Source organism: Achromobacter sp. 1014246743, from assembly GCF_059760725.1.
Genome location: NZ_JCBANA010000031.1, coordinates 23,700 through 35,123 on the forward strand (window position 1 = coordinate 23,700; position 11,424 = coordinate 35,123).

General features: G+C 65.8%; 8 protein-coding genes and 1 pseudogene. 3 read left to right on the forward strand and 6 right to left on the reverse strand.

All coding sequences use genetic code 11. From position 1 onward, the window contains the following. Positions 1–67: 67 nt before the first annotated feature. Together serB and mfd are read right to left on the reverse strand one after the other, a co-directional pair. Entirely contained in the window at positions 68–925 is an 858-nt protein-coding gene (gene serB, locus AC6LJ2_RS14760; RefSeq protein WP_263910427.1) for a phosphoserine phosphatase SerB, read from the reverse strand. Between the two features lie 23 nt (positions 926–948). Beyond that, positions 949–4,431: a transcription-repair coupling factor gene (gene mfd, locus AC6LJ2_RS14765; protein WP_445658395.1), complete on the reverse strand. Its 3,483-nt coding sequence runs from the start codon at positions 4,429–4,431 to the stop codon at positions 949–951. 29 nt (positions 4,432–4,460) lie between these two features. Here mfd and ispD point away from each other — a divergent pair, with 29 nt between their 5' ends. The 3 genes from ispD (at position 4,461) to AC6LJ2_RS14780 (ending at position 7,942) form a co-directional block, all read left to right on the forward strand. After that, on the forward strand, positions 4,461–5,144 hold the full coding sequence (gene ispD, locus AC6LJ2_RS14770) for a 2-C-methyl-D-erythritol 4-phosphate cytidylyltransferase (protein WP_263910428.1): 684 nt from the start codon (positions 4,461–4,463) through the stop codon (positions 5,142–5,144). Beyond that, entirely contained in the window at positions 5,141–5,626 is a 486-nt protein-coding gene (ispF, locus tag AC6LJ2_RS14775) for a 2-C-methyl-D-erythritol 2,4-cyclodiphosphate synthase (protein WP_263910429.1), read from the forward strand. The genes ispD and ispF overlap by 4 nt, the downstream gene beginning before the upstream one ends. Positions 5,627–5,944: 318 nt before the next feature. After that, a complete protein-coding gene (locus AC6LJ2_RS14780; RefSeq protein ID WP_263910431.1) occupies positions 5,945–7,942 on the forward strand; it encodes a DUF4344 domain-containing metallopeptidase in 1,998 nt (665 codons plus the stop codon). Between the two features lie 106 nt (positions 7,943–8,048). Here AC6LJ2_RS14780 and AC6LJ2_RS14785 read toward each other — a convergent pair whose 3' ends face one another. The 4 genes and pseudogenes from AC6LJ2_RS14785 to risA all read right to left on the reverse strand — a co-directional run bounded on the left by AC6LJ2_RS14785 (position 8,049) and on the right by risA (position 11,414). After that, a complete protein-coding gene (locus tag AC6LJ2_RS14785; protein ID WP_199167074.1) occupies positions 8,049–8,567 on the reverse strand; it encodes a carboxymuconolactone decarboxylase family protein in 519 nt (172 codons plus the stop codon). 74 nt (positions 8,568–8,641) lie between these two features. Next, positions 8,642–9,190 carry a peroxiredoxin gene (locus tag AC6LJ2_RS14790; protein WP_006389231.1) on the reverse strand — a complete coding sequence of 183 codons (549 nt, stop codon included), beginning with the start codon at positions 9,188–9,190 and terminating at the stop codon, positions 8,642–8,644. A gap of 59 nt (positions 9,191–9,249) precedes the next feature. Next, a pseudogene (gene risS, locus AC6LJ2_RS14795) lies at positions 9,250–10,555 on the reverse strand (sensor histidine kinase RisS). 124 nt (positions 10,556–10,679) lie between these two features. Next, positions 10,680–11,414, reverse strand: a complete 735-nt coding sequence (gene risA / locus AC6LJ2_RS14800) for a response regulator transcription factor RisA (protein WP_003813882.1) — start codon at positions 11,412–11,414, stop codon at positions 10,680–10,682. Positions 11,415–11,424 lie beyond the last annotated feature (10 nt).

The window sequence follows — 11,424 nt, forward strand, 5'->3', positions numbered from 1 at the left end:
ACGGGCGCTCCAACAAAAAGCCACCTTCACTGAAGGTGGCTTTTTTTCGCCCCGCGTTTGGCGGGGATCAGCTTTCGAACCAGTTCAGCACGCCGTCCAGGCCCGACACGTTCAACGCATAGCGCGTCTGCTGGCGCACCAGCGGCTTGGCGTGATAGGCCACGGGGAAGCCGGCGGCGCCCAGCATCTTCAGGTCGTTGGCGCCATCGCCCATGGCGATGATCTGCTCTTTGGTGGCGCCATGCGCGCGGGCGAATTCGCGCAGATAGACGGCCTTGGCATCGGCGTCCAGGATGTCGCCCAGCACGCGGCCGGTCAGCACGCCGTTGTCGATTTCCAGCGTGTTCGCGTGCGCGCTGTCCAGTTTCAGGCGCTCGCGCAGGCGGTCGGTGAAGAAGGTGAAACCGCCCGACACCAGCAGCACCTTGATGCCTGCCGCCTGCGCGGTGGTGATGAGACGTTCGGCGCCAGGGTTCAGGCGCAGTTTTTCGGTGTAGACCTGTTCCAGGGCTTCGGCGGGCACGTCCTTGAGCAGCGCGACGCGGCGGCGCAGGCTTTCGGAGAAGTCCTTGATTTCGCCGCGCATTGCGGCTTCGGTGATTTCGGACACCTTGTCCTTCACGCCGGCCACGCCCGCGATCTCGTCGATGCACTCGATGTTGATCAGCGTCGAATCCATGTCCATGGCCAGCACCTTGCAGTGCGACAGCTTCAGGCCGGCCGGCAGGAAGGCGACGTCGATGCCGTGACGTTCGGCCCAGCCCGTTGCCTCGGCGCGCGTGGCGTCGTCGTATTGCACGTCCAGCAGTCGGGCGGCGGTGGCGCTGATGCGCGCCACGCCCTGGGCCTGGGCCAGCGCGGCGATCTGCTCGGCGTGTTCGACCGTCAGGCCGGGGGATTGAACGACAAGGTGATGGATAGTCATAAAGATGCGAATGTCGGGGCGGGTTACTTCAGGGCGCGCAGCACGGCACGCACCGCGTCGGCGCGGGCAGGTATTTGCGCAGCCTTGATCTCAACCCGCAATTTATCCTGTCCGGCGAGTTTGATGTGGCGTTGGCGCTGCACCAGCTCGATGATTTTGGCAGGATCGACGCTGGTCTTGGGGCCGAACTGCAGCAGCGCCTGGGTCTCGCTGGCGTCGATCTTGACGATGCCCAGCGGTTGCGCGGCCAGGCGCAGGCGGTGCGTGGTGAGCAAGGTCTGGGCGGCCTCAGGCAGTTTGCCGAAGCGGTCGATCAGCTCTTCCTGGATGTGGATCAGGTCGTCTTCGTCGGCGGCATGAGCCAGGCGCTTGTAGACGCCCAGGCGTGCGTGCACGTCGGCGCAATAATCGGACGGCAGCAGCGCCGGCGCATGCAGGTTGACTTCGCAGGCCAGGTTGAAGGGCGCGTCCAGGTCGGGTTCTTCACCGGCCCGCAGGGCGCGCACGGCCTCGTTGAGCATCTCGTTGTACATCGAGAAGCCGACTTCCTGGATGTTGCCCGACTGCGAGTCGCCGAGCACTTCGCCGGTGCCGCGGATCTCCAGGTCGTGCATGGCCAGGTAGAAGCCCGAACCCAGTTCTTCCATGGCCTGGATGGCCTCCAGCCGCTTCTTGGCGTTGCTGGTGATGGCGTCTTCGCCCGGTGTCAGCAGGTACGCATAGGCCTGGTGGTGCGAACGGCCGACCCGGCCGCGCAACTGGTGCAACTGTGCCAGGCCGAAGCGATCGGCGCGGTGGATCACGATGGTGTTCGCGCTGGGCACGTCGATGCCGGTCTCGATGATGGTGGTGCACAGCAGCACGTTGTAGCGTTGCTGGTAGAAGCCCTTCATCACCTGTTCCAGTTCGCGCTCGGGCATCTGACCGTGGGCCACCGCGATGCGGGCCTCGGGCACCAGTTCTTCCAGGCGGGCACGGCGGTTGTGGATGGTCTCGACCTCGTTGTGCAGGAAGTAGCACTGGCCGCCGCGCTTGAGTTCGCGCAGCAGCGCCTCGCGCAGCGTGCTGCCGTCTTCGCGCCGCACGAACGTCTTGATGGCCAGGCGCTTTTGCGGCGCGGTGGCGATGACGGAAAAGTCGCGGATGCCTTCCAGCGACATGCCCAGCGTGCGCGGAATTGGCGTGGCCGTCAGGGTCAGCACGTCGACCTCGGCGCGCAGCGCCTTCAGCGCTTCTTTCTGGCGCACGCCGAAACGGTGCTCTTCGTCGATGATGACCAGGCCCAGGCGCTTGAACTTCACGTCCTTGGACAGGATCTTGTGGGTGCCGATGACGATGTCGACTCGGCCGTCGTTGATGCCTTCGACGGCGGCTGCCACCTCCTTGGGTGACCGGAAGCGCGACAGTTCCACCACCCGCACGGGCCAGTCGGCGAAGCGGTCTGAGAATGTCTGCGCGTGCTGTTCAGCCAAGAGCGTGGTGGGGCAGAGCAGGGCGACCTGCTTGCCGTTGGCCACGGCCAGGAAGGCGGCGCGCAGGGCGACCTCGGTCTTGCCGAAGCCGACGTCGCCGCAGACCAGGCGGTCCATCGGCCGGCCCGAGGTCATGTCGGCCAGGACGGCCTCGATGGCGGCGGCCTGGTCGGCGGTTTCCTCGAAGCCGAAGCCTTCGGCAAAGGCCTGGTAGTCGTTCAGCGGCAGGTTGAAGGCAAAGCCCTCGCGCGCGGCGCGTTGGGCGTACAGCGCGAGCAGTTCGGCGGCGGTGTCGCGCACCTGCTTGGCGGCCTTGCGGCGTGCCTTGTCCCATTGGCCCGAACCCAGCTGGTGCAGCGGCGCGGCTTCGGGATCGGCGCCGCTGTAGCGGGCAATCACGTGCAGCTGCGACACCGGCACGTACAGCGTGCTGCCGTTGGCGTACTCGAGATGCAGGAATTCCATCTCGCCTTCGCCCATGTCCATGTTGACCAGGCCGTGGTAGCGGCCGATGCCGTGCTGCGCATGCACGACAGGATCGCCGGCGCGCAGCTCGGACAGGTCGCGCACCATGGCTTCGACGTTGCTGGCGCGTTCCTGGTCGCGCTTGCCGCGCCGGCCGGTGCTGGCCAGCCCGGGATACAGGTCATTCTCGGTCAGGAAGGCCAGGTTTGCCTGCGGCAGCTCGAAGCCCGTGGCCAAGGGCGCGGCCACGATGCCGAAATGGGCATCTGACGCCAGGAAGGCCTCGACCGTGTCCGGCTGGGCGTCCGGCGTGACGCCGAATTCGTTCAGCATCTGCACCAGCGTCTCGCGCCGCCCGGCCGAATCGGCGCACAGCAACACCCGGCCCTGATGCTTGCCCACCAGCGTGCGCAGCTTGGCGATCGGGTCGTCGGACCGGCGCGCCACGCTGACGTCGGGCGCGGCGCGGAAATCGGGGTGCGGCTGGCCTGCGGCCAGCGACAGGCGGCGGAACGCCTTCAGGTGGGCGTACAGCGCCTGTTCGTCCAGGAACAGGGCCGACGGCGGCAGCACCGGTCGCTCGCGGTCGCTCTTGAGGAAGTTGTAGCGGCTGCCGGTGTCCTGGCTGAACCGCATCATGGCGTCGTCGATGTCGCCGACCGTGACCGTGATGGTGCCTTCGGTCAGGTAGTCGAACAGCGTGGCGGTTTCTTCGAAGAACAGCGGCAGGTAGTACTCGACCCCGGCAAACGGAATGCCGTTGCCGATGTCTTTGTAGGGCAGGGCGCGCGACGGGTCGCCTTCGAAGACCTCGCGGAAACGCGCACGGAAGCGGTTGCGCGAATCCTCGTCCATGGGGAATTCGCGGCCGGGCAGCAGTTGCACCTCGCGCACCGGGTACAGGCTGCGCTGGGTGTCCACGTCAAAGCTGCGGATGGTCTCGATCTCGTCGTCGAACAGGTCCAGCCGGTAGGGCAATGCCGAGCCCATCGGGAACAGGTCGATCAGGCCGCCGCGCAGGCAGAATTCCCCCGGCGCGGTGACCTGGGTGACGTGGTTGTAGTTGGCCAGCGTCAGTTGCGCCCGCAGCGCGGCTTCGTTCAGCTTGTCTTTCTGGCGGAACGAAAACGTGTAGGCCGCCAGGAACGAGGGGGGGGCCAGGCGGTACAGCGCCGTGGTCACCGGCACCGTCAGCACGTCCACCGACTTGGTCATCAGCGAATGCAGCGTGTGCAGGCGTTCGGAGATCAGATCCTGGTGGGGCGAAAACGCGTCGTAGGGCAGCGTTTCCCAGTCGGGCAGCTGGCGTACCCGCAGCCCGGGGGCGAACAGGGCGATTTCCTCGGCCAGGCGCTGCGCTTCGAGTGGCTCGGCCGTCAGCACGACCAGGGGCGCGGCCGCCTGCCGGGCCAGGTCGGCCAGCAGCCAGGCGTCGCCGGACCCCGGCGGACGGGGCTGGGCGTAGCGCGCGCCGGCTTTCAGCGCGGCAAGAGTGGGGGCGGTCGCAGGGACGGGCGGCGCTGCCGTGGCGGAGGAGGTGGGGGCGGGCATCAGGCTGGGAGCAGGCATCAAGCGGAAGATTATAAAATCACCGAACCATGTCTGACTCAATCATTGCGATCGTGCCCGCCGCGGGCGTCGGCGCCCGCGCCAGCCGGCCCGGCGCCCAGGCCGTGCCGAAACAGTACCGTCCGCTGGCCGGACAGCCCATGTTGCGCCATGCGGTCCTGGCGCTGCTGGCCGACGACCGCGTGTCGCAGGTGCGGGTGGCCGTGACGCCGGGCGACGGCTGGGTCGACCAGGCCCTGACCGGCCTGCCGCGCACCGTCTGGCGGGCCTGCGGCGGCACCACCCGCGCCGATACCGTGGCCGGGGCCCTGGCCGACAGCGGCGTGGCCGACGACACCTGGGTACTGGTGCATGATGCGGCTCGGCCGGGCTTGCCCGCTGCCGCGCTGGCCCGCCTGATCGACGCCTGCCTGCAAGATCCCGTGGGCGGCCTGCTGGCGCTGCCGGTGGCCGACACCGTCAAGGGCGGCCACGAACGCGTCGAGCGCACGCTGGACCGCAACGGCCTGTGGCTGGCGCAGACCCCGCAGATGTTCCGTGCGGGCGCGCTGCGCGATGCGCTGACGGCCGCTGCCGTGAACGGTGTCGCGGTCACCGACGAGGCCTCGGCCCTGGAGGCCGCGGGCTATGCCCCCCTGCTGGTGCCGGGCGCGATGCGCAATTTCAAAGTGACCTGGCCGGACGATTTCGAACTGATGGAAAAATGGCTATGAGTATTCCCTTCCGCGTCGGACAAGGTTTTGACGTACACGCGCTGGTCGAGGGCCGCCCGCTGATCATCGGCGGCGTGACCATCCCCCATACGCACGGCCTGCTGGGCCATTCCGATGCGGATGTGCTGCTGCATGCCATCACCGACGCGCTGCTGGGCGCCGCCGGCCTGGGCGACATCGGCCGCCACTTCCCGGACACCGACCCCGCCTTCAAGGGTGCGGACAGCCGGGTGCTGCTGCGCGAAGCCATGGCGCGCGTGCGCGCCGCCGGCTGGGTGCCCGTCAACATCGACGCCACCGTGCACGCGCAGGCGCCCAAGATCGGCCCGCACGCGCCCGCCATGGTCAGGCACATCGCGGCGGACACCGGCCTGGCCGAGACCGAGGTCAACATCAAGGCCAAGACCAACGAAGGCCTGGGTTATCTGGGCCGTAAAGAAGGCATCTCGGCGACCGTGGTGGCGCTGCTGGCCCGCGCCTGACCGTTGTTTTTTTATATACGCAGATACATGTATATAACTAATTAACAAACGGAAAAAATGGGCGCGAGTGGCGTCCTTCCTGCGGCTCGGCGCAAGTCCCGCGCGGTTTGAGCCCGACGGCTGAAAACACAGCCTGTTTTCGCCTTGCGACCGGGTTTGAACTGGAATATTCTCCGCTATTCTCGCCTGAATATTAGGGACACTAGGATGCATGTACGTGGCGTTGCCCTGTTTTTGGCCCTCGTCGCATTTGGTTCGCCAGCACATGCTGAATTCGAGCAGCAACTCGGCCCGCTGGCCGGCGCGGTACGGCAGCAAATGCTGCAAGGTTGGACCGCAGGGGTCCAGGATGGCTGGTTCACCCTTCGCAACAAAGAGAGCAGCGGCAGCGAACAGACGCTGTACCTGAATCTCGGGCCGGCACCGGAAACGGGCCGCATCATCGACGTGAACGTCGTCCTGAATTCGCAGAAACCCAAGGCCTCCATCGGCGTCGCGCTGACCAACCGCGCGCGCAAGGGCCTGTGCCTGATCGAAATTACCGCCGACAAGAACACGCAGCTGTTCTGCCTGGATGGGCAGAACCGTCGCGACATCGCATCGGTGCCCAACCTGGCCAAGCTCGATGGTTCCGACCGCATCAAGGTGGTGGAAGTGCCGGGCGCCGCACGATTCATCGTGAACGGCCAGAAGATCGGCGACGTCGAAGACGCGGCCGCGCTCGGTTCCGAGGTCGGCATCATGGCGTATGACGTCGGCACGTTCGGCATCGCCGACTTCACGGTCAATTCCAACCTGGCGCCCGCCCAGTCCGGTGGCGGCAACGGGCAATCGGGCGGTTTGCCGGCCCGCAGCGGCGGGGGGGGCGGTGGGGGCCAGCAGACGGCGCCGGCTCGCACGCCCGCGTCCAGCGACAACAGCGGCTTGCCGGGCACCGGCCCCTATCCGCGCTTTGGCGGCGACTCCACCCGCATCGTGGCGGTCTATGTCGGGATCATGCGCAGCATTTTCCTGCACGAGTTCGGCCATGCCCTGATCGGCGAACTGGAACTGCCGTCGACCGGCGCCGAAGAAGACGCGGTCGATATCTACTCGGCGCTGCACGTGGTCGAACCGACCATGTACCCGTCCGATAACAAGGACACCAACGCCATGGTGCAGGGCGCGGCCAAGTACGCGGCCCTGCAGTGGTACTACAACGGCAAGCTGGCCGAAGCCAAGGGCGCGGGCAATTCGCCCTGGCAGGACGAGCACACGGGCGATCTCAAGCGGTTCCGCAACATGCTGTGCATCATGTACGGCGGCAACCCGGCCGTGTTCGAGTCGCTGGTCCAGGAGGTCGGCTTCGAAGACCGCACCAAGGCGCGCTGCGGCGATGAATTCACCAAGCAGAACCGCGCCTGGCGCCGGATCCTGGCGCCGTACACCCGCGTCGGCGCCTGGACGCCGGACGGGCAGCAGCCGGCAAACGCGCCCGGCGCACCGGTGAACGTCACCTTCGAACCGTCGTCGCGCCGCATCGGCAACCTGTTCGCCAACAACCTCTCGCAGGCCATCGGCGACAACATCAAGCTGCTCGGCAAGACCTACGTGCTGCCGCGACCGGTGAACGTGACCTTCAAGGACTGCGGCAAGCTCAACGCCTGGTACAGCCCGCGCGAAGGCACCATCACGATGTGCTACGAGCTGATCGAGAACATCGCGGTGATGATTTCCGACATCGAAATGGGCACGGTCGGGGGCGAGATCAAGCAAGGCGGGGGCGCCCCCCAACAACAGCCCGGGCAGCCGCAACAGCAGCCGCGCCAGCAACCGTCGGGCGGCCAGCCGCCGCGCGCGCCGGCCGGCGGCTTCGACGAACTGCAGGAGACCGGCGTGCCGCCGACCACCCTGCTGTTCTCGGCGCCCTACAAAGGCCCGACGCCCGCCAGCCATCCTCGCGCCAAGGTGATCACCACCAAGGATCTGGTCTATCTGCTCAAGAACGAGAAGAATCTCTTGATGATCGATACCAGCGGCCTGCGCGAAACGGTGCCGGACGCCTACCCGCTGATCGATGCGGGCCAGGACGGCAGCGTCACCGACCAGATGCAGAACGCATTCGACGGCTGGCTGCACAAGAAGACGGGCACCGAGAAAGAACACAATGTGCCGCTGGTGTTCATCGGTGGCAGCATGAATGACCGCTCTTCCTATAACGCCGCGCTGCGCGCCGGCACGCTGGGCTGGCCGGTCTACTGGTACCGCGGCGGCATCGAGGCCTGGGTCGCCAACGGCCTGCCGACCGTACAGGTCAAGGCCTCCCAGGGCAACTGACCCTCACCGCGCCGCCGCTGGCATGACGGCCGGCGATCGCCCGCCCGGCAAAAAAGCCCGCCTGTTCGCACAGGCGGGCTTTTTTTTGTCGCGGCGCAATGCGGAATTACTTGCCTTGAGCGGCCAGCGCCAGGGCGGCGGCGTTGACCACGGAGGCGATGCGGCCGGCGTCACGCAGCTGTTCCGTCGACAGGCCGTCTTTCTTCAGGTTCTCGTAGTGCGAAGCCACGCAGAAGTGGCACTTGCCGATGATGGAGGCCACCAGCGCAAACAGCTCGAAGCGCTTTTTGTCCACGCCGCCATGGGTGGCGTAGGCGTTCATGCGCAGTTGGGCCGGCAGGCTCTTCAACTGGGCATCGCCGGTCATTTCCACATACGGGTACCAGGTGTTGTTCATGCCCATGAGCGCGGACGCGGTCAGTGCGGCGTTGGCGTCGGTTTCGGACAGGCCGCTCTTGAAGGCCTCGACCAGCACCGGGCTGCGGGCGGCGTAGGCGGCCGACAGGGCAGCGCCGACGGCATCTTCCGGGGCCAGCGTCGAGCGGGCGATCACGGCGTCCAGATTCAGGCGGATGTCCTTGGCCCAATCCGGCAGCTGTTCCTTAATGGTCGTAAGAAATTCCATAGTTTTTACCTATAATCTAGAGCAGTTAAAGCCCAGCGAAGGACCCGCAAGCAGGTCCCCGGCCGGGCTGGAAATTACAGCGTGGCGCCGCCAACCGTACGGTTGCACGGGCACAGCTCGTCGGTTTGCAGGCCGTCGAGCAGACGCAGAACTTCTTCCGGGTTACGGCCGACGTTCAGGTTGTTCACCGAAACGTGCTGGATCGTGTTGTCCGGGTCAACGATGAAGGTGGCGCGCAGGGCAACGCCAGCACCCTTTTCACGCACGCCCAGCTGGTCGATCAGGGCGCCGGTGGTGTCGCCGAACTGATAGTGACCCAGCTTGTTCAGGTCCGGGTGCTCACGGCGCCAGGCCAGCTTGACGAATTCGTTGTCGCTCGAGCCACCCAGCAGGACGGCGTCGCGGTCTTCGAAATCCTTGGCCAGCTTGTTGAAGCCGACGATTTCGGTCGGGCAAACAAACGTGAAGTCTTTCGGGTAGAAGTAGATCACCTTCCACTTGCCGGGGAACGAGCTTTCGGTGATGTCTTCGAATGCGGACACGCCGTTTTCTTCGTGCTGGTTGAAGCCGGGCTTGACGCCGGTAACCTTGAAGGGCTCGAGTTTGTCGCCAACAGTTTTCATGTTTACTCCCAGTCGTTGTTGGTGGAATTAAGGCTGTGCCTCAAACCATAAATTCTACGCTATGGATTATCGTTGTCTAATTGATAATTCCTAAATTTAGCTTTGGGCAACTCTATCCGGGCGACCAGGCCGCCGCCCTCGCGGGGCAGCATGCGCAGGGCGCCGCCCACGTGCTTGAGCAGGCGCTCGACGATCGCCAGGCCCAGGCCCGCGCCGCTGACGCCGGTGCGGGCGGCCTCGCCGCGCGAGAACGGCCGCAACAGGCGGTCGACGTCTTCGGGGGGCGATGCCGGGCCCGCGGTCCGATACCTCGATGACGATCATGCCGCCCTCAGCTTGCAGTGTCATGACCAGATGAGCCTGGCCGTCGCTGGAACGACCGTAGCGGCGCGCGTTCTCGATCAGGTTGCTGACGATGCGCTTGAGGTCCAGTGCCGTGATGCGGGCGCGCAGGCCGGGTTCGAGTGAAGCTTCCAGGTCGCCGCCCAGCGACGAGGTATGGCTGCGCTCGCGCTCGTACAGCTCGGCCAGCACCGCCGAGATGTCGGTCGCCAGCTGGGGCAGGGTGCCCGCCGGGCGGGCATATTCCATCAGCTGGCCGATACTGTGGTCGATCTGGCCAAGGTCTTCGTCGATGGCCTGGCGGGCGTCTTCGGACACGCCGCTCAGCTCGATTTCCAGGCGCATGCGTGCCAGCGGCGTTCGCAGGTCGTGTGAAATCCCCGCCAGCATCAGTTCCCGGTCGGCCTCGGCCTGCCGCAGGTCTTTGGCCATGCGGTTGAACGAGGCGTTGAGGTCGCGGATTTCCAGCGGCCCCTGCTCGGGCAGGGGCGCAGGTGTTTCCCCGCGCGACAGCACCTGGGCCGCGCGCGCCAGGCGCGACAGCGGTCGGTTGACGAAGCCTACGCTGACCGCCGCGCCCACCAGGGACAGCAGCAGCGCCGTGGCACCCCAGCCCAGCCATTCGATGCCCCCGGTCAGGCCGATCTGTTCGCGTTCGAACACCAGCCAGTACAGGTCTTTTTCGATCTGGAAACTGACCCAGAAGCCAGGTACCTGGTTCACTCCCCAGGCGATCTGCGTTTCGGGGCCGAAGCGGGTACGGATGTGCTGGGCAACGCGTTGCCAGTAGTCGTCGTCGGGCAGGGCTTCGGCGAAGTCGGTGACCTCGCGCGGATAGACCTGGATGCCTTCGTTGGTGGCCAGGTCGAGCAGGAGCTTGCTGCGTTCGCCGTTGTGCGAATAGATCAGCGCGGTGCGCGTGATATTGACGGCCGTGATCACCCGCTGCGCCATTTGATTGGCGCGCGGTCCCAGCTCCATGCTGAAGAAGACTTGTAGCCACGCCCCCAGGCTGACCAGCATCAGCGCGGCCAGCAGCAGGAACGTGCGGCCGAACAAGCCGAGCCGCAAACGTGAAGTCAGGTTCCTGAAGGTTCTGCGCAAGCGGGGCACGAGGCTGCGCTCCTGCCCGGGGCGGGCGTGTCGGTCAGCTACCACCGTCCGGCACAAACACGTATCCGAGACCCCAGACGGTCTGGATGAATACGGGCTTGGACGGATTCGGTTCGATCAGCTTGCGCAGGCGCGAGATCTGCACGTCGAGACTGCGGTCGAAGGCTTCGTATTCGCGGCCGCGCGCCAGTTCCATGAGCTTGTCGCGGGACAGGGGGATCTTCGGATGGCGCGCAAAGACCTTGAGCACCGAGAATTCACCCGTGGTGATGGGCACCTGTTCGCCGTTGCGCGTGAGCGTACGGGTGGACAGGTTCAGCACGTAGGGGCCGAAGGCGATGGATTCGTTTTCCTGGCTGGGGGCGCCGGGATGTTCCTCGGTGCCGCGGCGGCGCAGGATCGCGTTGATCCGAGCCAGCAGTTCCCGGGGGTTGAACGGTTTGGACAGATAGTCGTCCGCGCCCATCTCCAGGCCGACGATGCGGTCGATTTCTTCCGCTTTGGCCGTCAGCATGATGATGGGCGTGTTGTCGTGGCCACCGCGCAGCCGGCGGCAAATGGACAGACCATCTTCGCCGGGCAGCATCAGATCCAGCACGAGCAGGTCGAAGTGCTCGCGTTGCCAGAGTTTGCCCATCTCTTTGGCGTCTTCGGCAACGAAAACGTTGAATCCCTGCTCGGACAAATACCGACGCAGCAAATCGCGCAAGCGCGGATCATCGTCAACGACGAGGATTTTTCGGGTGGGGGTGGTGTTTTGCGTATTCATGGCCGGAAAT